This window comes from Streptomyces sp. SLBN-8D4 (genome assembly GCF_049739545.1).
Classification (GTDB): Bacteria; Actinomycetota; Actinomycetes; order Streptomycetales; family Streptomycetaceae; genus Streptomyces; species Streptomyces canus_C.
The window spans coordinates 7381578-7403366 of sequence record NZ_JBMGQC010000001.1; the positions used below are offsets into that span (position 1 = coordinate 7381578).

Here is a 21789-nt window from a genome sequence, read left to right on the forward strand (position 1 = left end):
ATCTCGATGTCACTCCGAAAGCCTCAGGGAGGTAGGGTCGGGGGTGGTCGGGGACATCCCATACAGCTCGCCGGAGTCGAACCCGGCGTACCAACGAGGAGATCGGTTTCGTGACGATCCGCGTAGGCATCAACGGCTTTGGCCGCATCGGTCGTAACTACTTCCGCGCGCTGCTGGAGCAGGGTGCTGACATCGAGATCGTGGCTGTCAACGACCTGGGTGACACCGCGACCACCGCTCACCTGCTCAAGTACGACACCATCCTGGGTCGCCTGAAGGCGGAGGTGTCGCACACCGCCGACACGATCACCGTCGACGGCCACACCATCAAGGTGCTGTCCGAGCGCAACCCCGCCGACATCCCGTGGGGTGAGCTCGGCGTCGACATCGTCATCGAGTCGACCGGCATCTTCACGAAGAAGGCCGACGCCGAGAAGCACATCGCCGGCGGCGCCAAGAAGGTCCTCATCTCGGCTCCGGCCAAGGACGAGGACATCACCATCGTGATGGGCGTCAACCAGGACAAGTACGACGCGGTCAACCACCACGTCATCTCCAACGCCTCCTGCACCACCAACTGTGTGGCGCCGATGGCCAAGGTTCTGGACGAGAACTTCGGCATCGTCAAGGGCCTGATGACGACGGTCCACGCGTACACGAACGACCAGCGGATCCTGGACTTCCCGCACTCGGACCTGCGCCGCGCCCGCGCCGCCGCCGAGAACATCATCCCGACCACCACGGGTGCCGCGAAGGCCACCGCGCTGGTGCTCCCGCAGCTCAAGGGCAAGCTGGACGGCATCGCGATGCGCGTCCCGGTCCCGACCGGCTCGGCCACCGACCTGGTCGTGACGCTGCAGCGCGAGGTCACCAAGGACGAGGTCAACGCCGCGTTCAAGAAGGCCTCCGACGACGGCGACCTCAAGGGCTTCCTGACGTACACCGAGGACCCGATCGTCTCCTCGGACATCGTCGGCGACCCGTCGTCCTGCACCTTCGACTCCTCCCTGACCATGGTCCAGGAGGGCAACACGGTGAAGATCCTCGGCTGGTACGACAACGAGTGGGGCTACTCCAACCGCCTCGTCGACCTCACGGTCTTCGTCGGCAACCAGCTCTGATCCACAGAGCAGGCACTTTGATGTGAGAGCAGGGCTCGGGCGGCGCAGGGACGCGCCGTCCGGGCCCTGACTCACGTTCGGATCAGCTCTCGTACGATCAGAGCACCCTCACCAGGAGTTCCCTCATGAAGACGATCGACGAACTTCTCGCCGAAGGCGTGGACGGCAAGCGGGTCTTCGTCCGCGCCGACCTCAACGTGCCGCTCGCCGACGGCCTCATCACCGACGACGGCCGCATCCGCGCCGTCCTGCCCACCGTCAAGGCCCTCGCGGACGCGGGCGCCAAGGTGGTCGTGGCCTCGCACCTGGGCCGTCCCAAGGGCGCCCCGGACTCGGCCTTCTCCCTGCTTCCCGCCGCCGAGCGGCTCGCCGAACTCCTCGGCGCCCCGGTCGCGTTCGCCCAGGACACGGTCGGCCCCGCCGCCCACGACGCCGTGAACGGCCTGCAGCCCGGCCAGGTCGCCGTCATCGAGAACCTGCGCTTCAACGCCGGCGAGACGTCCAAGGACGAGACCGAGCGCGGCGAGTTCGCCGACCAGCTGGCCGCCCTCGCGGACGCGTACGTCGGGGACGGCTTCGGCGCGGTGCACCGCAAGCACGCCTCGGTCTTCGACCTCCCGGCCCGGCTGCCGCACTACGCCGGCTACCTCATCGCCACCGAGGTCGGCGTCCTGAAGAAGCTCACCGACGAGGTCAAGCGGCCCTACGTGGTCGTGCTCGGCGGCGCCAAGGTCTCCGACAAGCTCGCCGTCATCGACCAGCTGCTCGGCAAGGCCGACCGCATCCTCATCGGCGGCGGCATGGCCTTCACCTTCCTCAAGGCCAAGGGTCACGAGGTCGGCGCCTCCCTCCTCCAGGAGGACCAGATCCCGGCGGTCCTGGAGTACATCGAGCGCGCCGAGAAGACCGGCGTCGAGCTGGTCCTGCCGGTCGACGCCGTGGTCGCGCCCGCGTTCCCGGACCTGAAGACCAAGGCCCCGGCCGACGCCACCACCGTCGCCGCCGACGCCATCCCGGCCGACCGGATGGGCCTGGACATCGGCCCGGCGTCCGGCAAGCTGTACGCCTCGAAGATCACCGACGCCGCCACCGTCTTCTGGAACGGTCCGATGGGCGTCTTCGAGCACCCCGAGTTCGCCGAGGGCACCAAGGCGGTCGCCCAGGCTCTCCTCGACTCCTCGGCCTTCACGGTCGTCGGTGGTGGCGACTCCGCCGCGGCCGTCCGGATCCTGGGCTTCGACGAGAACGCATTCGGCCACATCTCGACCGGTGGCGGCGCCTCCCTCGAATACCTCGAGGGCAAGACGCTCCCCGGCCTTGCCGCACTGGAGGACTGACCTACATGAGCACGCGCACGCCGATCATGGCGGGCAACTGGAAGATGAACCTCAACCACCTCGAGGCCATCGCGCACGTCCAGAAGCTCGCCTTCGCACTCGCCGACAAGGACTACGAGGCCGTCGAGGTCGCCGTCCTGCCGCCCTTCACCGACCTGCGCTCCGTGCAGACCCTGGTCGACGGCGACAAGCTCAAGATCAAGTACGGCGCCCAGGACCTCTCGGCGCACGACTCGGGCGCCTACACCGGTGAGATCTCCGGCTCCATGCTGGCCAAGCTGAAGTGCACGTACGTGGCGGTCGGCCACTCCGAGCGCCGCCAGTACCACGCCGAGACCGACGAGCTCGTCAACGCCAAGGTCAAGGCCGCCTACAAGCACGGCCTCACCCCGATCCTGTGCGTCGGCGAGGAACTGGACGTCCGCGAGGCGGGCAACCACGTCACCCACACCCTCGCCCAGGTCGAGGGCGGCCTGAAGGACCTCCCGGCCGAGCAGGCCGAGTCCGTCGTCATCGCCTACGAGCCCGTCTGGGCCATCGGCACCGGCAAGGTATGCGGCGCCGAGGACGCCCAGGAGGTCTGCGCCGCCATCCGCGGCAAGATCGCCGAGCTGTACACCCAGGAGCTGGCCGACCAGGTCCGCATCCAGTACGGCGGCTCCGTCAAGGCCGGCAACGTCGCCGAGATCATGGCGCAGGCCGACATCGACGGCGCCCTGGTCGGCGGTGCCTCGCTGGACGCCGACGAGTTCGTCAAGATCGTGCGCTTCCGGGACCAGTAAGTAGGCCCTGGCGGCGATCCGTCGTACCCTAGCGGGGGCATGGCCCTGAAGGCCGTGCCCCCGTCGTTCATCCGAATCCGAGAGAGTTGGTCCAGCCGTGGTTATGGGGTTCTCGATCGCCCTGATCGTCTTCAGCGGGCTGATGATGCTGCTGGTGCTGATGCACAAGGGCAAGGGCGGCGGCCTCTCCGACATGTTCGGCGGCGGCATGCAGTCGTCCGTCGGTGGCTCCTCGGTTGCCGAGCGCAACCTCGACCGGATCACCATCGTGGTCGGTCTGCTGTGGTTCGCGTGCATCATCGTGCTCGGTCTTCTCATGAAGACGAACAGCTGAGCGGCCACGCCCCACACAGCACTACATTCCGCACGTAAGGCCCCATGTTCGGTACGCGCACCTGAGCGCGGCCTATCATGGGGCTTGCGTCTAGGTGTGGGGGCGGTAACTCCAATCACTGGACGCGCGTTGGGCCTTACGTAGACTGAGGCGCTCGCAACGAAGCGACAACGCCGACTCGCTTCGCGGCACCATCACGCAGGGAGTTACGACCGTGGCAAGTGGCAACGCGATCCGAGGTAGCCGGGTCGGGGCGGGGCCGATGGGCGAGGCCGAGCGGGGCGAGTCCGCGCCCCGGCTGCGCATCTCCTTCTGGTGCTCCAACGGGCATGAGACGCAGCCCAGCTTCGCCAGCGACGCGCAGGTCCCCGACACCTGGGACTGTCCGCGCTGCGGCTTTCCCGCCGGACAGGACCGGGACAACCCGCCGGACCCGCCGCGCACCGAGCCGTACAAGACGCATCTCGCGTATGTACGGGAGCGGCGCAGCGACGCGGACGGCGAGGCGATCCTCGCCGAGGCGCTCGCCAAACTGCGGGGCGAGATCTAGCGTCGAGAGCCGGCCGGGTACCGAGGGGTACCTGGCCGAAGCCGTTTTCACGGCCGTGCGGGGTCGCCGTACCCCTTCACGGCCGGTGTCGGCCTGCCCTGCCCGCAGCCGTCCTCTTCGTGCTGTTCGTCGTCTCGCTGATACCCGTGCCTCACGCGCACGTACCTGTGGGTGCGCCGGGCGCCGACGCCGTCACGGCTCGCGCCCCGCGTTGATCAACTAGGTTGGCACCGCTGGGACAGGCACGAAAGAAGGCTGAAGTCGGACATGAACGCAGACGGCCGTACGAGGCTCAACCGGACGCCCGCATGGACCGCGCTGGCCGAGCACCGCGAGGAGCTCGGCGAGCTGCGGCTCAGGGAGCTGTTCGCCGCCGATCCCGGGCGCGGTACCGGGTACACACTGCGGGTCGGCGACCTGTACGTCGACTACTCCAAGCACCTGGTCACCGACGAGACGCTGCGGCTGCTGCGTGAACTCGCCGCCGTGACCGACGTCTTCGGCCTGCGGGACGCCATGTTCCGGGGCGAGCGGATCAACACGACCGAGGACCGGGCGGTGCTGCACACCGCTCTGCGCGCCCCGCGCGACGCGGTGATCGAGGTCGACGGGGAGAACGTCGTCCCGGGCGTACACGCGGTGCTCGACCGGATGAGCGACTTCGCGGGCCGCGTCCGCTCCGGGGTGTGGACCGGCCACACCGGCAGGCGGATCAAGAACGTCGTCAACATCGGCATCGGCGGCTCCGACCTGGGTCCCGCGATGGCGTACGAGGTGCTGCGCGGCTTCACCGACCGCGATCTCACCGTCCGCTTCGTGTCGAACGTCGACGGTGCCGACCTGCACGAGGCCGTCCGCGACCTGGACGCCGCCGAGACCCTGTTCGTCATCGCATCCAAGACCTTCACCACCATCGAGACGATCACCAACGCCACCTCGGCCCGAGCGTGGTTGCTCAGCGAGCTGAAGGCCGGCGAGGAAGCCGTCGCCCGGCATTTCGTGGCCCTGTCGACCAATGCCGGAAAGGTGTCGGACTTCGGCATCGACACGGCCAACATGTTCGAGTTCTGGGACTGGGTCGGCGGCCGGTACTCCTTCGACTCGGCGATCGGCCTCTCCCTGATGATCGCCATCGGGCCCGACCGCTTCCGCGAGATGCTCGACGGCTTCCACCTCGTCGACGAGCACTTCCGCACCGCCCCGGCCGAGTCCAACGTGCCCTTGCTGCTCGGCCTGTTGGGCATCTGGTACGGCAACTTCCACGACGCGCAGTCCCATGCCGTGCTGCCGTACAGCCACTACCTGTCCAGGTTCACCGCCTACTTGCAGCAGCTGGACATGGAGTCCAACGGCAAGTCGGTGGACCGGGACGGCAATCCGGTGGAGTGGCAGACCGGACCGGTGGTGTGGGGCACGCCCGGCACCAACGGGCAGCACGCCTACTACCAGCTCATCCACCAGGGCACCAAGCTGATCCCGGCGGACTTCATCGGCTTCGCCGAGCCGGTCGCCGAGCTCTCCGACGGGCTCAAGGCCCAGCACGACCTGCTCATGGCGAACTTCTTCGCCCAGACCCAGGCACTGGCCTTCGGCAAGACGCCGGACGAGGTGCGGGCGGAGGGGGTGGCCGAGGACCTGGTCCCGCACAAGACGTTCCGGGGCAACCACCCGACGACCACGATCCTCGCGAAGGAACTCACCCCGTCCGTCCTCGGCCAGCTCATCGCCCTCTACGAGCACAAGGTGTTCGTCCAGGGCGCCGTCTGGAACATCGACTCCTTCGACCAGTGGGGCGTCGAGCTCGGCAAGGTCCTCGCCAAGCGCGTCGAACCTGCGCTCACCGAGGGCGCCGAGGTACCGGGCCTGGACGCCTCGACCAAGGCGCTGGTGGCGACGTACCGGGAGTTGCGCGGACGGCAGTGAACGCGGACGCCGGGCCTCTCCTGCGAGAGACCCGGCGTCGACTGCCGTGCACAGGACCGGCGTTACGACAAAGCCGGCGGATACAGCGACCGCGGCAGCTGGGAGGCCGCCGCCGAGTCCAGCAGCCACAGGGTGCGGGCCCGGCCACGGGCCCCCGCCGCCGGGGCCTGGATCTCGCCCGCGCCGGACAGAGCGATCGCCGCGGCCTGCGCCTTGTCCTCACCGGCCGCGAGGAGCCAGACCTCGCGGGCCGCGCGGATCGCGGGCAGGGTCAACGACACCCGGGTGGGCGGGGGCTTCGGGGCCCCGTGCACACCGACGACCGTGCGCTCGGTCTCCCGTACCGCGGGGAGCTCCGGGAACAGGGACGCCACGTGGGTGTCCGGGCCGACGCCCAGCATCAGGACGTCGAAGGTCGGGACCGCGCCGTGGTTCTCGGGACCTGCCGCACGGGCCAGCTCCTCGGCGTAGGCCGCCGCCGCGGCCTCGACGTCGTCCTCGTAGGGGCCGTCCGACGCGGGCATGTAGTGCACGCGCTTCGGGTCCAGGGGTACGGCGTCGAGCAGGGCCTCGCGGGCCTGCGTGTCATTGCGTTCCGGGTCGCCCTCGGGCAGGTAGCGCTCGTCGCCCCACCACAGCTCCAGGCGGCCCCAGTCGATGGCGTCCCGGGCGGGCGCCGCGGCCAGGGCGGCCAGCAGACCGTTGCCGTTGCGGCCGCCCGTGAGGACCACGGACGCCGAGCCCCGGGAGGCCTGCGCGTCCACGATCTTGGTGATCAGACGGGCCGCGGCGGCCTGGGCCATCAGCTCCTTGTCGCGGTGCACGACCAGTTGCGGGGTGCTCACTTCGCCGCCTTCCCGTTCCCGGACAGGCCGGAGGGGACCGGCTTCAGTGAGGCCGACGGCGAGCCTTGCGGCCCTTGCGCCCCGGCAGTTTCCGCAGCGCTCTCGACAGGGGCTTCGACGGCGAGCTCGGTGGAGACTGCGGCCGGTCCTCCGGAGACGGGTTCTCCTTTGACGGATTCTCCCTCTGCGTCGGCACCTTTGGCGTCGGCACCTTCTGTGCCGGCACCTTTGGCGTCGGGACCCGGTTGCGGAAAGGGCACCGAGGGGTTCAGCCGTTCCACCCCGAAGCGCAGCGCCGAGGCGTACGTGTCGTCCGGGTCCAGCCTGCGCAGCTCCTCCGCGATCAGCTCGGCCGTGTCCCGGCGCTTGAGTGCCACCGCACGGTCCGGCTGCCCCTGGATGGAGAGCGTGGCGAGCGAGCCGTCCGCACGGTCCAGCACGATCGGACCGCTGTCCGTGTGCATGCGTACCGCCGTGAGGCCCGGACCGCTCGACAGCGACCGCTTCACCGGCACGTCCAGCCGGTCCGCCAGCCACATCGCCAGCAGCTCGCAGCTCGGGTTGAACTCCTCGCCCTCCACCTCGACGGCCGCCACCTCGCAGGTGACCTGGTCGAGCGCGGCGGCCAGCATCGAACGCCACGGGGTGATGCGGGTCCAGGAGAGGTCGGTGTCGCCCGGCGTGTAGGTGTCGGCGCGCGCCGTCAGCTCACGCACCGGCTGCTCGGAGGAGTACGTGTCGGTGACCCGCCGCTGGGCGAGCGCCCCGAGCGGGTCCCCGGCCGGGTCGAGCGGCGCGTCCACCGGCCACCAGACGACGACGGGCGCGTCCGGCAGCAGCAGCGGAAGGACCACCGACTGGGCGTGGTCGACGATCTCGCCGTACAGCCGCAGCACCACCGTCTCTCCGGTGCCCGCGTCCGCGCCCACCCGCAGCTCGGCGTCGAGGCGGGACTGGGTGCGGTCACGGGGACTGCGCGACACCCGCTTGACGACCACCAGCGTGCGCGAGGGGTGCTCGCGGGACGCGTCGCCTGCGGCCTTGAGGGCGTCGTAGGCGTTCTCCTCGTCGGTGACGATGACCAGGGTGAGCACCATGCCGACGGCCGGTGTGCCGATGGCCCGGCGCGCCTTGACCAGCGCCTTGTTGATCTTGCTGGCGGTGGTGTCGGTGAGGTCTGTCTTCATGGCCGGCGCCAGCTCCGTCCCTCTCGTGCGAGCATGTCGTCCGCCTCGACCGGGCCCCAGGTACCGGAGGGGTACTGGGCGGGCTTGCCGTGCGTGTCCCAGTACTCCTCGATCGGGTCGAGGATCTTCCAGGACAGCTCGACCTCCTCCGTGCGGGGGAAGAGGTTGGAGTCGCCGAGCAGGACGTCGAGGATCAGGCGCTCGTACGCCTCGGGCGAGGACTCCGTGAACGACTCGCCGTAGGCGAAGTCCATGGACACGTCCCGGATCTCCATCGAGGTGCCCGGCACCTTGGAGCCGAAGCGGACGGTGACGCCCTCGTCGGGCTGGACGCGGATGACGATCGCGTTGGAGCCGAGCTCCTCGGTGGCCGTCGTGTCGAAGGGGGAGTGCGGCGCCCGCTGGAAGACCACCGCGATCTCGGTGACCCGGCGCCCGAGGCGCTTGCCGGTGCGCAGATAGAACGGCACCCCGGCCCAGCGGCGGTTGTCGATCTCCACCTTGATGGCCGCGTACGTGTCGGTCTTGGACTGCGGGTCGATGCCGTCTTCCTGGAGGTAGCCGACCGCCTTCTCGCCGCCCTGCCAGCCCGCCGCGTACTGTCCGCGCACGGTGTCCCGGCCCAGGTCCTTCGGCAGCTTCACCGCGCCGAGCACCTTGGTCTTCTCGGCGGCCAGCGCGTCCGCGTCGAAGGAGGCCGGCTCCTCCATGGCCGTGAGGGCCAGGAGCTGGAGCAGGTGGTTCTGGATGACGTCACGGGCGGCGCCGATGCCGTCGTAGTAGCCCGCCCGGCCGCCGATGCCGATGTCCTCGGCCATCGTGATCTGGACGTGGTCCACGAAGGACCGGTTCCAGATCGGCTCGAACATCGTGTTGGCGAAGCGCAGCGCCAGGATGTTCTGGACGGTCTCCTTGCCCAGGTAGTGGTCGATGCGGAAGACCTGGTCCGGGGCGAAGACCTCCTCGACCGTCGCGTTGAGCTCCTCGGCCGACTTGAGGTTGTGGCCGAAGGGCTTCTCGATGACCGCGCGGCGCCAGGAGCCGCTCGACTGGTCGGCCAGCCGGTGCTTCTTCAGCTGCTGGATGACCACCGGGAAGGCGGACGGCGGCACGGACAGGTAGAAGGCGAAGTTGCCGCCGGTGCCCTGGGCCTTGTCCAGTTCGTCGATGGTGTCGCGCAGCCGCTCGAACGAGTCGTCGTCGTCGAAGGTGCCCTGGACGAAGCGCATCCCCTGGATGAGCTGCTGCCAGACCTCCTCGCGGAACGGCGTCCTGGCGTGCTCCTTGACGGCGTCGTGGACGACCTCCGCGAAGTCCTCGTGCTCCCAGTCCCGCCGTGCGAAGCCGACCAGCGAGAAGCCCGGCGGCAACAGACCCCGGTTCGCGAGGTCGTACACGGCGGGCATGAGCTTCTTTCGTGACAAATCGCCCGTGACGCCGAAGATGACCAGGCCCGACGGCCCCGCGATACGCGGGAGCCGTCGGTCGGCGGGGTCACGCAGCGGGTTGCTGCTCGACAAGGGTTCAGCCCTCCGAGGGGGCGAGGCGCTGAAGCTCCGCCTCGGTCGACTTGAGCAGGTCGTTCCAGGCCGCCTCGAACTTCTCGACGCCCTCGTCCTCCAGGAGCTGGACCACCTCGTCGTAGGAGATGCCGAGCTTCTCCAGCGCGTCGAGCTCGGCACGGGCCTGCTCGTACGTACCGGCGATGGTGTTGCCGCGGATCTCGCCCTGCTCCTCGGTGGCGAACAGGGTCGCCTCCGGCATGGTGTTCACCGTGTTCGGCGCGACCAGTTCCTCGACGTACATGGTCTTCTTGTACGCCGGGTCCTTGACGCCGGTCGAGGCCCACAGCGGACGCTGCTTGTTCGCCCCGGCGTTCTCCAGCTTCGACCAGCGCTCGCCCGAGAAGACCTCCTCGTACGCCTGGTAGGCGAGGCGCGCGTTGGCCACGCCGGCCTTGCCGCGGGCGGCCGCGGCCTCGTCGGTGCCGAGCGCGTCGAGGCGCTTGTCGATCTCGGTGTCCACACGGGACACGAAGAAGGACGCCACGGAGTGGATCTTCGACAGGTCCAGACCCCGCTCCTTGGCCTTCTCCAGACCGGCGAGGAAGGCGTCCATGACCAGGCGGTAGCGGTCCAGCGAGAAGATCAGCGTGACGTTGACGCTGATCCCGAGGCCGATGACCTCGGTGATCGCGGGGATGCCGGCCTGGGTGGCCGGGATCTTGATGAGGGTGTTGGGGCGGTCGACGAGCCAGGCGAGCTGCTTGGCCTCGGCGACGGTCGCCTTGAGGTTGTGCGCCAGTCGCGGGTCGACCTCGATCGACACCCGGCCGTCCTGGCCGCCCGTCGCGTCGAAGACCGGGCGCAGGATGTCGGCGGCGTCCCGGACGTCCGCCGTCGTGATCATGCGGAGGGCCTCTTCGACGGACACCTTGCGGAACGCAAGGTCCGAGAGCTGCTGGTCGTAGCCGTCGCCCTCGGAGATCGCCTTCTGGAAGATCGAGGGGTTGGTGGTGACGCCCACGACGTGCTGCTGGTCGATCAGCTCGGCGAGGTTGCCGGACGTGATCCGCTTGCGCGACAGGTCGTCCAGCCAGATCGCCACGCCTTCCTCGGAGAGGCGCTTGAGTGCGTCTGTCATGGAATTACATCTCCTACGTGTCGTATGTGAGCGTCAGCGCTGGGCGGCGGCGAGAGATTCCCGCGCCTTGGCGGCCACGTTCTCGCCAGTGAAGCCGAACTCCTGGAAGAGGAGCTTGCCGTCCGCAGAAGCACCGAAGTGCTCCAGGGAAACGATGCGACCGGCGTCCCCCACGTACTTGTGCCAGGTGAGACCGATCCCCGCCTCGACCGCGACACGGGCCCTCACGGACGGGGGCAGGACGCTGTCCCGGTACCCCTGGTCCTGCTGCTCGAACCACTCCACGCACGGCATCGAGACGACGCGCGTCGACACCCCGTCGGCTTGGAGCTGCTCACGCGCCTCCACGGCCACGTGCACCTCGGAACCGGTGGCGATGAGGATGACCTCCGGCTCACCGCCTTCGGCCTCGAACAGGACGTAACCGCCCTTGACGGCGTCCTCGTTGCCCTCGTACGTCGGCACGCCCTGACGGGTCAGCGCCAGACCGTGCGGGGCGCCCTTGCCGAACTCCTTGGTCCAGCGCCGCAGGATCTCGCGCCAGGCGATCGCGGTCTCGTTGGCGTCCGCCGGGCGGACCACGTTCAGACCGGGGATCGCGCGCAGCGAGGCCAGGTGCTCGACCGGCTGGTGGGTCGGGCCGTCCTCGCCCAGACCGATGGAGTCGTGCGTCCACACGTACGTCACCGGCAGGTGCATCAACGCCGAGAGCCGGACGGCGTTGCGCATGTAGTCGGAGAAGACGAGGAACGTACCGCCGTAGATGCGGGTGTTTCCGTGCAGCGCGATGCCGTTCATCTCCGCGGCCATGGAGTGCTCGCGGATACCGAAGTGGATCGTGCGGCCGTACGGGTTCGCCTCCGGCAGCGGGTTGTCCGCCGGGAGGAACGAACTCGTCTTGTCGATCGTCGTGTTGTTCGAGCCCGCGAGGTCGGCGGAGCCGCCCCACAGCTCGGGGATCACGGCGCCGAGGGCCTGGAGGACCTTGCCGGAGGCGGCACGGGTCGCGACACCCTTGCCCGGCTCGAAGACCGGGATCGCCGACTCCCAGTCCTTGGGCAGCTCACCCGCGGCGATGCGGTCGAACTCGGCCGCGCGCTCGGGGTTGTTGTTCCGCCACTCCTGGAAGGACTTCTCCCACTCGGCCTTCGCCTGACGGCCGCGCTCCAGCGCCTGCCGGGTGTGGTCGATGACCTCGTCGGACACCTCGAAGGACTGCTCCGGGTCGAAGCCCAGCACCCGCTTGGTGGCCGCGACCTCGTCGTCGCCGAGCGCCGAGCCGTGGGCGGCCTCGGTGTTCTGGGCGTTCGGGGCGGGCCAGGCGATGATCGAGCGCATCGCGATGAAGGACGGCCGGTCGGTGACCGCCTTGGCCTTCTGGATCGCATCGAAGATCGCGACCGGGTCGAGGTCGCCGTTGGCCTGCGGCTCGACACGCTGCACATGCCAGCCGTACGCCTCGTACCGCTTGGGGGTGTCCTCGGAGACGGCCGTCTCGGTGTCGCCCTCGATCGAGATGTGGTTGTCGTCCCACAGCAGGATCAGGTTGCCGAGCTTCTGGTGGCCGGCCATCGAGGACGCCTCGGCGGAGATGCCCTCCTGGAGGCAGCCGTCACCGGCGATGGCGAAGACGAAGTGGTCGAACGGGGACTCGCCCTGCGGGGCCTCCGGGTCGAACAGACCGCGCTCGTAGCGGGCGGCCATCGCCATGCCGACCGCGTTGGCGACACCCTGGCCGAGCGGGCCGGTGGTGGTCTCCACGCCCTTGGTGTGGCCGTACTCCGGGTGGCCCGGGGTCTTCGAGCCCCAGGTGCGGAAGGACTTCAGGTCGTCCAGCTCCAGGCCGAAACCGGCCAGGTACAGCTGGGTGTAGAGGGTCAGGGACGAGTGGCCGGCGGACAGCACGAAGCGGTCGCGCCCGACCCAGTCGGGGTCGGCCGGGTCGTGCCGCATCACCTTCTGGAAGAGGGTGTAGGCGGCGGGAGCCAGGCTCATAGCCGTACCGGGATGGCCGTTGCCGACCTTCTGTACGGCGTCGGCGGCCAGGACGCGGGCGGTGTCGACGGCCCGCTGGTCCAACTCGGTCCACTCGAGGTCTGTGGTGGTCGGCTTGGTGCTCACCCTGGGTCAGGGCTCCTCTCCACATGTCACGCATGTCGAAATGCCGGTGCACGGGACGCCCGGCCGTTGTCGAGCCTACCCCCGCAAGTACGTGCGTTTTTTCGAGTCATTCCAGACTGCCGGGCCGAGCGGACATCCGCCTCCCGACTGGCCCGGAGCGCACTTGGCAACTGAATACGCAAGCGCTCGTCCGAGTGCTCAACCGAGTGGGACCGAGCTCTTCCGGGGGCGTCCTCGGACACGACCCGACCCCCGCGAAGGTCGGGGTATGGGCAACGTCTACAGTGGCGTGGTACGCGCGAGCCTTTACCGGGACTTCACACGGCTGAGGCTTGCTGGGATGTCTCTGTAGGGGTGTGCGTGACGGCCGTCGAATCCCGTCCAGCGGGTGGGGGCACCTCCCACGCCTTTAGGGCAGTGGGGGAGCTCGGTGCGAGCCAGAGCCCGAGCCACCGGCCGTTCGGGGCCCGTGTCAAGGCGTTCGTAGCTCTGACCAAGCCTCGGATCATCGAGCTGCTGCTCATCACCACCGTTCCGGTGATGTTCCTCGCCCAGCAGGGCGTGCCGGACCTGAAGCTGGTGCTGCTCACCTGTCTGGGCGGCTACCTGTCGGCGGGCGGCGCCAACGCGCTCAACATGTACATCGACCGCGACATCGACGCCCTCATGGACCGCACCTCGCAGCGTCCCCTGGTCACCGGCATGGTGTCGCCGCGCGAGTGCCTCGCCTTCGGCATCACGCTGGCGGTCGTCTCGACGCTGCTGTTCGGCCTCACCGTCAACTGGCTGAGCGCCTGGCTCTCCCTCGGCGCGCTCCTCTTCTACGTCGTCGTCTACACGATGATCCTCAAGCGCCGCACCTCGCAGAACATCGTGTGGGGCGGCATCGCCGGCTGCCTGCCGGTCCTGATCGGCTGGTCGTCGGTCACGAACTCCATGTCGTGGGCGCCGCTCGTCCTCTTCCTCGTCATGTTCTTCTGGACGCCGCCGCACTACTGGCCGCTGTCCATGAAGGTGCGCGAGGACTACGCGCGCGTGGGCGTGCCGATGCTGCCGGTGGTCGCCTCCAACAAGGTGGTCGCCAAGCAGATCGTCATCTACAGCTGGGTGATGGTCGCGGTCTCGCTGCTGCTGACGCCCCTCGGCTACACCGGCTGGTTCTACACGGCGGTCGCGCTGCTCGCGGGCGGCTTCTGGCTGTGGGAGGCACACGGCCTCCAGAACCGGGCCAAGGCCGAGGTGACGGGCGTGAAGCTCAAGGAGATGCGGCTGTTCCACTGGTCGATCACCTATGTGTCGATCCTCTTCCTCGCGGTGGCGGTCGACCCCTTCCTGAGGTAAGGGTCACGTCGCCGTCGTCTCTACTCGTCGGTAGCATCCTGGTCATGGCAGACACGCAGCAGGTTGACGCGAAGGCCGCGCGCAAGGTCGCCCGGCTCGCCAAGCAGATCAGCGCCTTCTCCGAGAAGCACGGCGGCGCCGAGGGCCAGCTGGCCCACATCGGTGAGCGCGGCACCCGGATCGTCCTCGTCGGCGAGGACGGCGGCTGGGGCGACCTGGTGGCCCCCTCGCACGAGCTGGCCCAGCAGGCCGTAGAGAAGTCCGGCATCACCGTTCACGAGGAGTTCGACGGCGAGTTCGCCGCCAAGGTGAGGACGGGGCCGTACGAGTGGAGCCGGATGGCGGGCATCCAGGTCGGCGGTCCCTCGAACGGCTGAGATCCGTCGGCCTTTCACTCGGAGCGGGCGACACCAACACCTGATGCCCGGTTCACCCGTTAGGACCTGTTAGAGCGACACGGTCCAAGCACGGGGAGCCCGGATGATCGAAACGCCGTCCCTCGTGGACCAGTACTGCCACGGCGTACTGAGGACGGAGCTGGGTCTCGGCACCTTCGAGACCCAGCTGGCCCGCACCGAGGGCCCGCCCGCCCCGGGGACCACGCTGTTCGACACCCAGACGGGTTTCGCCGTACGGCGCTGGTGCCCGCCCCTGCTCGGCCTGGAACCGCACTGTCCGCCCGCCCGCTATCTGGCCCGGCGCCGGGAACTGGGCGTACTGGAAGCGGGCCGCAGGCTGCTGCGGGGCAGCGGGATCACGACCTACCTGGTGGACACCGGACTGCCCGGCGACCTCACGGGGCCCACCGAGCTGGCCACCGCCGCGGACGCCGAGGCCCGCGAGATCGTGCGCCTGGAACTCCTCGCCGAACAGGTCGCCGACACCTCGGGCACCGTCGAGTCCTTCCTCGCCAACCTCGCCGAGTCGGTGCACGGAGCCGCCGCGAGCGCGGTCGCCTTCACCTCGGTGGCGGGCGTACGGCACGGACTCGCGCTCGCGCCCGAGCCGCCGGGGCCCGGAGAGGTGCGGGGCGCGGCGGGCCGGTGGCTGGCGGCCCGCCGGGTGGGCGGCGAACTGTCCGACCCCGTTCTCCTGCGGCACCTGCTGTGGATCGCGGCCGCCTCGGGGCTGCCTCTCCAACTGCACGCCGGGCTCGGCGAGCCGGGCCTGCGCATCGACCGCACGGACCCCGTCCTGCTCACCGACTTCGTCCGGGCCACCGCGGGTCTCGGCACCGACCTCGTCCTGCTGCACAGCTACCCGTACCACCGGCACGCCGCCCATCTCGCCGGTGTCTTCCCGCACGTCTACGCCGACTCCGGTGCCGCCCTCGTCCGCACCGGGGCCCGCGCGGCGACCGTCCTCGCGGAGATCCTGGAACTGGCGCCCTTCGGAAAGATCGTCTTCTCCAGCGGGGCCCACAGCCTGCCCGAACTGCATGTGGTGGGCGCCCGGCTGTTCCGCGAGGCGCTGGCCCGGGTGCTCGGCGGCTGGGTCACCGAGGGGGCCTGGTCACTGGCGGACGCGCAGCGGGTGGCGGGACTGATCGCGGCGGGGAACGCACGCAGGGTGTACGGGCTGGAGTGACCTGCGAGGGTCGACTGATCTCGAAGCGCGCGGCACTCGAACTGCTGCCGCTACCTGGGCCCGGCGATGGACGAGCTGGTGGCGGCGTACGACTGAGCGGGCACCCCGGGCGTGTCGCCCTCGGACCGCTCCCGCAGGGCCAGCAGGACCCGCAGGACCCCGATCCACACCAGGGCCGAGCCGAGCATGTGCAGGCCGACCAGGAACTCGGGCAGGTCGGTGAAGTACTGGACGTAGCCGATGACGCCCTGGGAGAGGAGGACCAGGAAGAGGTCGCGGGTGCGGTGCAGGGGGCCCTTGGGGGCGTCGACCGCCTTGAGGATGAACCACAGGGCGAAGGTCAGCGACACCACGATCCAGGCCAGGACCGCGTGCGCCTTGGCCACCGTCTCCCAGTCCAGCGGCATCCGCTCGACCTCGCTGGAGTCACCGGCGTGCGGTCCTGCGCCGGTCACGACGGTGCCGACGAGGATCAGCAGGGCGGCGGCCGCGACCATGAACCACACCAGCTGCTGCACCGGCTTGCCGACCAGCGGGCGGGGCGCCGTGTCGCCCTCGCGGGTGCGCTGCCACATCACCGCGGCGACCGTGATCAGGGCCGTCGTCGCCACGAAGTGGGCCGCGACGGTGTACGGGTTCAGACCCACGAGAACGACGATGCCGCCGAGGATCGCGTTGCTCATCACGATCCAGAACTGCGCCCAGCCAAGCCGGGTCAGGCTGCGCCGGTACGGCTTCTCGGAGCGGGCGGCGATGATCGCCCAGCCGACGGCGGCGCACAGCACGTAGGTGAGCATCCGGTTGCCGAACTCGATGGCACCGTGGAAGCCCATCGCGCTGGTCGCGGTCAGCGAGTCGTCCGTGCACTTGGGCCAGGTCGGGCACCCGAGTCCCGACCCGGTCAGCCGCACCGCCCCGCCGGTGACCACGATGACCACCGCCATGACGAGCGCGGAGAGAGCCGCCCGCTGAACCGTCCGGGGAGTCGGGGTCCAGCGTGCGGCGATGAAGGCGAGCGGGTTGCGGACGGCCGCTACGGCGTCGGCGCGGGTCAGGTTCGGCACGCCGTCCATCGTAGGGGCGTTGCTTGTGCACGGTTTCACGAGGGGCGCCGTTTCCGTGCCGCAAAGCGTGAGGGGTCGGTCACAGGGACCGGCGGATGCGGTCCGCCTCCGCCCTGAGCCGGTCGGCCTTCTGCTGGTCGCCGCGGTCGGCCACGCATACGGCCAGGTGTTCGTACACGGCCATCAGAACGGGATGATCACAGCCGAGGGCGGTACGGAAGATGTCGCCCGCGTCCTCGAGCACCCGCTCCGCATCCGTGCCGCGGCCCTGCGCCCGCAACACCGGTCCGAGCCGGGTCAGCGACTTGGCGCGGTAGTAGTGCCGTTCGCCGTAAGAGCGTCGATAGATCTCCTCGGCCTGCTCGAGCGTTCGTCTCGCCTCTGCGATCCGTCCCTGTGCGAGCCGGAGCGAGCCCAGCTTGTTGAGACAGGCCGCGTACTTGTGCGCCTCGGCCTCGCTGCGCTTGCTGTGCAGCTCCACCACCGGACCGAGAATCGCGTCGGCACGAGCGAGCTCCGCGCGGGCCCTGCGCAGCAGATCGAGGCGGCGCAGGGGCTGCAGGGAGCGCCGCGCCTCCTCCCGGTGCTGCTCGCCGCGGCGCCGCAGCACATCGGCCAGGAACTTGGCCACCTGTGCGGTCTCGAAGTCCTCCGGCCCCCGGTGGGCCCCGAACATCTCGAGTGCCGCGGTGAGCTGTTCCTCCGCCGGCCGGAGCTGTCCGCGGTCCTGGGCGACGATGCCGAGATCGCGCCGCAGCATGGCGCGGAAGAGCGTGTACTCCGGTGGCTCCTGGTTCCCGCGGCTGGGAATCCTCTCCTCGGCGCGCTCGTAGTGGACGACGGCCTGGGCGAGCTGGCCCGCGTTCCGGTGGATCAGACCTATCTCCTGCTCGGCGACGGCCCAGTCGAGGCTCTCTTCCCGCCAGACCTGTCCCTCGTAGATCTTCACGGCCGTCTGTACGGCCTCCAGGGCCTCCGGGAAGCGGTTGTACTCGCGCATGATGCCGCCGAGCTGCCGCTGGCACTGGGCCCGTAACCGCAGGAACGCCTCTTCCTCGTGCCCCTCGCACAGGTCCAGGGCCCGGCGGCACTCCCGCTCGGCGTCGTCGAGCGCCGCGAGCAGGTAGTGCTGGCGGGCCACGGCGTACCGGGCTGTGGCGCGGGCGAGTTCGTGGTCGTCGCCGAACTCGCGCAGTTCGGCCTCCCGCTCGAAGAAGTCCAGGGCCCGCACCCAGTCGCAGCGGTGTTCCTGATAGGTGCCCACCCGGTGAAGGAGTCGGGCGAGCGCCTCGGGGTCCTGCGAGGCGCCGAGCCCGCCGTCCGCGTCGTCCCCCCAGGCCAGCTTGTCGATCACCGCCTCGACGTGCGGCATCAGCCGTTCGCACAGGGGCCGGGACGCCAGCAGGTCCGGGGTCGCCGGGAAGCAGGCCTCCACGAGACGGACCGTTGCCTGGGACCACTCCAGGCGCTCGGCCAGGCTCAGCCCGTCGTGGATCAGGGTCTGCACCCGCGGGTGCATGCCGTAGGCGGCCGATCCCTTGCGCCAGTCGCCGCTGCGGGTCAGCAAGGAGTGGTCCACGAGCAGCAGCACCTCCCGGGTGAAGGTGACGGGATCGGCCATGACGGTGCGCAGGCGGTTGGGCAGCACGGACCGGTGCTGGGTGAGTGTCGTCCTCTGGACGTCCTCGGAGGCCAGGAAGGCGCACAGGCGCAGCAGGTCGACGGCGGCGGGCGAGGCCTCCGAGACCCGGGCGATGGAGAGCCGGAAGGTGCCCTCGACCGAGGCTCCGCCCGGCAGGTCACGCAGGTACTCGGCCACGGTGATCTCGGCCTGCGCGATGTAGGCCGCGGCCTGGTCGAGGGCCAGCGGCAACCAGCCCAGCTGGTGGCCCAGCGCGGTCAGTGCCCGGCGGTCCTCGTCCGTCAACTGCTCGGGTGCGATGCCGAACCGGCGCCGCAGGAAGTCGACGCCCTCCTGCTCCGGGAAGGCCCGCAGCTCCACCGGGGCTGAGCGCAGCCCGGTCCAGCCCTGGTGCTGCTGGGTGGTGATCAGTACTTCGCCATCGCCGTCGGAGGGCAGCAGACTGCGCATCGAGTCGTCGTAGGCGGGCCATCCGTCATAGACGAGCAGCCAGCCCCGCTGCTCGCGCAGCCGGCTCCACAGGTTCACCAGAACGACGTTCTTGCTCTCCTGGTCCGGGATGCCCACGTACTGGGCGAATTCCAGGAGTTCGGTACGCAGGGTGTCCGGCCGGGAGGCGTTGAGCCACCAGGTCAGGGTGTGCCTGCTCAGCTCGTGATGGGCGTAGGACACGGCGAGCTGCGACTTGCCGGCACCGGTCGCTCCGTAGAGCACGCACAGCCGGGGCACGGGACGTTCGTCCTTCTGCCGCCACCCCCGGGCGGGCCTCTTCAGGACGGCCACGATGCGTTCCTTCTCCGCGACACGACCCGTGAAGTACATGCTGAGCATGGGGAGGTTGTTGGGCGGACCCTGCCCCGGGCCGGCGGCCTTGGGCGGTGGGTCGTCCGGTGTCCTGCGCGCCACATGAGCCGCGACCCCACCCGTCAGACCGATGACGACGGCGGCGCCCGCGGCGAGCACCCACAACCATGGCTCCCCGGAGTCGGCGGCCTTCACCGCCAGGGAGAGAAAGGCGGCCACTCCGGCCCCCGTGCCAGCGGATAACGTGACCACCCACGACCGCATGTCCACCCCCGAAGTTGACTCCACCACACTACGAGTACTTACTCACATCTGTTGAAATGTCTCCGCGGGTAGGGCGGCGCACAGGAGCGCGTTGCGGCGGTTTCGTCCCTGGCTGTACAAGTCGCGCGGGCTCGGGCGGAAACGTACGTGCGATCTCCATGATTGAAGGGCGTCGGGCGCACCCGTCCGAGGTGGATTCGCTCTTGCCGCGGCTCTCGTCTTCCTGCGTGCCCTTCCTGTCTGAAGCACATGTCGTCACGACGCGCTGCCCGGTAGCGCCATGGCATCATCTTCGCCTCGCTACTCGGCTTTGCGGAAGCGTGGTGGAAGCGATGAAAAAGGATCAACCCGATGGTGAAGGACTGAGCGTCGCGCTCGTTCACTGGGCTTTTCCTCCATGCGTCGGCGGGGTGGAATCGCACCTGTGGGACTATTCGATGCTTCTGGCCGCCCGGGGAGTCGATGTCATTGTCCTCACGGGTACCCGGTCACCTGCTGATCCCTGTCATCCCGCTATCCGCTTCGCATACCACTCGGCGTTGGATCTTTCACCAGGCAGGCGTCCGGCGGCCGATGAGCCGCCGCTCAAGGAGTGGTTCAAGGAGAGGCTCCGGGGCGACCGGGCGCACGGGGTGGGTGGCATCCGGTTGGTGCATGGTCATAATCTCCACCACTTCTCCGCTGTGCCGGCGCGTGTGCTCAGAGAACTCCGTGACGAGATGAACCTGAGGCTCCTTCACACCTACCACAGCGTCTGGCAGTCGGGGGATGAGCATGTGCGGGCAGCGGAAGCCTGTCGGGGCTGGGATCGCCACTTCGCGGTCTCCGACTTCCTGGCCGCCGCATGCAGGGCACAGCTGGGAATCGAGGCGGAGCGCCGATACCTGGGTGTCAACACCAGTTCTTACGTCGATGTGCCGATGGCGGGGGTGCGACAGGAGCCCGGCCGTTTGTTGCTGCCGGCGCGACTCATTCCCGACAAGGGTGCTGAAGTCGCCATCCTTGCCCTGCGTCATCTTGTTGCGGAACGGAACTGTCGCGTCCGGCCCCGGCTGGTTCTCACGGATCCCGGGAACACGGTCGACTTTCATTTCGAGTCGGCGAATTTTCGTTCCTTCTTAGAGGAACGCATATGCGAGTTCGGTCTACGTGATCATGTTGAATTCGAGGTGGCCGAATTCAAGCAAATTAGGAAAATGTATGAAGTCGCGTCAGTCGTCATCTACCCATCATTGTTCGCCGAGCCGATGGGACTCGCGCCGCTGGAAGCAATGTGTGCAGGACGCCCGGTCGTGGCCTCACAGATGGGTGGCCTTGAAGAGGGAATCGGACAGGACGAGCGGATTGGCTTCCTGGTGCCCGAGCGTAATCCGTACAAGTTGGCCGACCGAATGGCGCTGCTCCTGGAACGACCCGAACTCGCGCACGAGATGGGTGCACGCGCCCGTCGGCATGTCATGAGCCGATTCGACCTGGAGCAGGACTACTTACGGCCGATGATGGACGAATATCGCCGTCAGTTGGTGATGGGAATCGGCGGGGACGGCGGTTGCTGAGCGCCCACGGTGTAGGACAGGTTGATCACCGCGGACACGCTCTCGGTGGTGCGCAGCCGGAGTGTCGAACGCAGGAGCCCCACCCAGGTTCCTGCGCAGCTGAACGATACGAGGAGGTTCACAGGGAGAGGGAAGTCTCCTATCCATATGATGTCGGCCGAAATGAACAGCACTGGAAAGAGGCAAGAGGTGAGGATATTTATTTCTGCTTCGTTGTTGTCTACGGCCAGCATCGGCGACTTCTCGCGCAGTCGGTCCTTGCAGTAGTTGAGAGCCTGGAGTCGGTGATGATTCCTGTGCCCACCTCCATGATGTGGTCCGGCATTTAGGCCGCCCGGGTCTGACGCCCGCAGGTAGTGGGCGAGTTGCGGATGCGCCTGCAGGCAGTCGTCGATACTCCGTTCCCCGCACGTCTGCTTCAACTGTGCCATGAAAGTGTCTGAGTCAGGGATCTTCTCGATGAGTCCGATGAGCCAGAAAGCAAGTCCCCGGAATATGTAACCGGCAATGAAGCTGAGAGCCAGCAGATTCAGGCCCAGGACGATCGCCAGCGGAGTGGAGACAGATCCGGTTTCGGTCACGATGAACGACCATAGGTTGCGTGGGTGTTGCACGTGGAGCAGAGCGACAAGGCCCGCTGTGACTGCGCAGAGCCCGGGTGCTACGACGCTGACCACTTGGACTGCTG

At 68.8% G+C, this 21789-nt stretch carries 18 protein-coding genes; 10 read left to right on the forward strand and 8 right to left on the reverse strand.

Translation table 11 applies throughout. The features are described from left to right. Positions 1–110 precede the first annotated feature (110 nt). The 6 genes from gap to pgi all read left to right on the forward strand — a co-directional run bounded on the left by gap (position 111) and on the right by pgi (position 6047). Positions 111–1121 (forward strand): type I glyceraldehyde-3-phosphate dehydrogenase, encoded by a 1011-nt coding sequence (gap, locus tag RKD20_RS33510; RefSeq protein WP_424880971.1) that lies wholly within the window; start codon positions 111–113, stop codon positions 1119–1121. A gap of 125 nt (positions 1122–1246) precedes the next feature. Continuing rightward, a complete protein-coding gene (locus RKD20_RS33515) occupies positions 1247–2458 on the forward strand; it encodes a phosphoglycerate kinase (protein WP_424880972.1) in 1212 nt (403 codons plus the stop codon). A 5-nt stretch (positions 2459–2463) separates the two neighbouring features. Then, positions 2464–3240: a triose-phosphate isomerase gene (tpiA, locus tag RKD20_RS33520; protein ID WP_424880973.1), complete on the forward strand. Its 777-nt coding sequence runs from the start codon at positions 2464–2466 to the stop codon at positions 3238–3240. Positions 3241–3343: 103 nt separating this feature from the next. Then, complete coding sequence (gene secG, locus RKD20_RS33525; RefSeq protein ID WP_020120079.1) at positions 3344–3574, forward strand: preprotein translocase subunit SecG; 231 nt, start codon at positions 3344–3346, stop codon at positions 3572–3574. A 214-nt stretch (positions 3575–3788) separates the two neighbouring features. After that, entirely contained in the window at positions 3789–4124 is a 336-nt protein-coding gene (locus RKD20_RS33530) for an RNA polymerase-binding protein RbpA (RefSeq protein ID WP_003957010.1), read from the forward strand. Between the two features lie 267 nt (positions 4125–4391). Beyond that, on the forward strand, positions 4392–6047 hold the full coding sequence (pgi, locus tag RKD20_RS33535; protein WP_424880974.1) for a glucose-6-phosphate isomerase: 1656 nt from the start codon (positions 4392–4394) through the stop codon (positions 6045–6047). Positions 6048–6109: 62 nt separating this feature from the next. On the opposite strand, the gene pgl is transcribed toward pgi, so the two are convergent. From pgl to tkt, 5 genes are read right to left on the reverse strand one after another with little or no spacing between them, the layout of a single operon-like run. Further along, complete coding sequence (gene pgl, locus RKD20_RS33540) at positions 6110–6892, reverse strand: 6-phosphogluconolactonase (protein ID WP_424880975.1); 783 nt, start codon at positions 6890–6892, stop codon at positions 6110–6112. Then, positions 6889–8079, reverse strand: coding sequence for a glucose-6-phosphate dehydrogenase assembly protein OpcA (gene opcA / locus RKD20_RS33545; RefSeq protein ID WP_424880976.1), 1191 nt, complete (start codon positions 8077–8079; stop codon positions 6889–6891). Before opcA ends, pgl begins: the two co-directional genes overlap by 4 nt. Next, on the reverse strand, positions 8076–9599 hold the full coding sequence (gene zwf, locus RKD20_RS33550) for a glucose-6-phosphate dehydrogenase (RefSeq protein WP_424880977.1): 1524 nt from the start codon (positions 9597–9599) through the stop codon (positions 8076–8078). The genes opcA and zwf overlap by 4 nt, the downstream gene beginning before the upstream one ends. 4 nt (positions 9600–9603) lie before the next feature. Further along, on the reverse strand, positions 9604–10722 hold the full coding sequence (gene tal, locus RKD20_RS33555) for a transaldolase (protein ID WP_424880978.1): 1119 nt from the start codon (positions 10720–10722) through the stop codon (positions 9604–9606). A 33-nt stretch (positions 10723–10755) separates the two neighbouring features. Beyond that, entirely contained in the window at positions 10756–12843 is a 2088-nt protein-coding gene (gene tkt / locus RKD20_RS33560) for a transketolase (RefSeq protein ID WP_424880979.1), read from the reverse strand. Between the two features lie 354 nt (positions 12844–13197). On the opposite strand from tkt, the gene RKD20_RS33565 reads away from it, so the two are divergent. The 3 genes from RKD20_RS33565 (at position 13198) to RKD20_RS33575 (ending at position 15771) form a co-directional block, all read left to right on the forward strand. Beyond that, positions 13198–14184, forward strand: coding sequence for a heme o synthase (locus RKD20_RS33565; protein ID WP_424880980.1), 987 nt, complete (start codon positions 13198–13200; stop codon positions 14182–14184). A 44-nt stretch (positions 14185–14228) separates the two neighbouring features. Further along, entirely contained in the window at positions 14229–14561 is a 333-nt protein-coding gene (locus tag RKD20_RS33570; protein WP_424880981.1) for a hypothetical protein, read from the forward strand. Positions 14562–14664: 103 nt separating this feature from the next. Beyond that, the gene (locus tag RKD20_RS33575) at positions 14665–15771 is read left to right on the forward strand and encodes an amidohydrolase family protein (protein WP_359421459.1); all 1107 of its coding nucleotides are present in this window, start codon (positions 14665–14667) and stop codon (positions 15769–15771) included. Positions 15772–15821: 50 nt separating this feature from the next. On the opposite strand, the gene RKD20_RS33580 is transcribed toward RKD20_RS33575, so the two are convergent. Both RKD20_RS33580 and RKD20_RS33585 read right to left on the reverse strand, forming a co-directional pair. Continuing rightward, positions 15822–16844, reverse strand: a complete 1023-nt coding sequence (locus RKD20_RS33580; protein ID WP_424880982.1) for a COX15/CtaA family protein — start codon at positions 16842–16844, stop codon at positions 15822–15824. Between the two features lie 70 nt (positions 16845–16914). Beyond that, on the reverse strand, positions 16915–19500 hold the full coding sequence (locus RKD20_RS33585; RefSeq protein WP_424880983.1) for a tetratricopeptide repeat protein: 2586 nt from the start codon (positions 19498–19500) through the stop codon (positions 16915–16917). Positions 19501–19865: 365 nt separating this feature from the next. Here RKD20_RS33585 and RKD20_RS33590 point away from each other — a divergent pair, with 365 nt between their 5' ends. After that, positions 19866–21101: a glycosyltransferase family 4 protein gene (locus RKD20_RS33590; RefSeq protein WP_424880984.1), complete on the forward strand. Its 1236-nt coding sequence runs from the start codon at positions 19866–19868 to the stop codon at positions 21099–21101. On the opposite strand, the gene RKD20_RS33595 is transcribed toward RKD20_RS33590, so the two are convergent. Further along, the gene (locus RKD20_RS33595; protein ID WP_424880985.1) at positions 21062–21682 is read right to left on the reverse strand and encodes a hypothetical protein; all 621 of its coding nucleotides are present in this window, start codon (positions 21680–21682) and stop codon (positions 21062–21064) included. The genes RKD20_RS33590 and RKD20_RS33595 overlap by 40 nt on opposite strands. Positions 21683–21789: the final 107 nt, after the last annotated feature.

What these genes read in the sequence shown, in the direction of transcription:
- tpiA (WP_424880973.1), top strand. Translation starts at nt 2,464, where the DNA reads ATGAGCACGCGCACGCCGATCATGGCGGGCAACTGGAAGATGAACCTC.
- RKD20_RS33575 (WP_359421459.1), top strand. Translation starts at nt 14,665, where the DNA reads ATGATCGAAACGCCGTCCCTCGTGGACCAGTACTGCCACGGCGTACTG.
- RKD20_RS33515 (WP_424880972.1), top strand. Translation starts at nt 1,247, where the DNA reads ATGAAGACGATCGACGAACTTCTCGCCGAAGGCGTGGACGGCAAGCGG.
- tal (WP_424880978.1), bottom strand. Translation starts at nt 10,722, where the DNA reads ATGACAGACGCACTCAAGCGCCTCTCCGAGGAAGGCGTGGCGATCTGG.
- RKD20_RS33580 (WP_424880982.1), bottom strand. Translation starts at nt 16,844, where the DNA reads ATGGACGGCGTGCCGAACCTGACCCGCGCCGACGCCGTAGCGGCCGTC.
- pgi (WP_424880974.1), top strand. Translation starts at nt 4,392, where the DNA reads ATGAACGCAGACGGCCGTACGAGGCTCAACCGGACGCCCGCATGGACC.
- opcA (WP_424880976.1), bottom strand. Translation starts at nt 8,079, where the DNA reads ATGAAGACAGACCTCACCGACACCACCGCCAGCAAGATCAACAAGGCG.
- RKD20_RS33570 (WP_424880981.1), top strand. Translation starts at nt 14,229, where the DNA reads ATGGCAGACACGCAGCAGGTTGACGCGAAGGCCGCGCGCAAGGTCGCC.
- secG (WP_020120079.1), top strand. Translation starts at nt 3,344, where the DNA reads ATGGGGTTCTCGATCGCCCTGATCGTCTTCAGCGGGCTGATGATGCTG.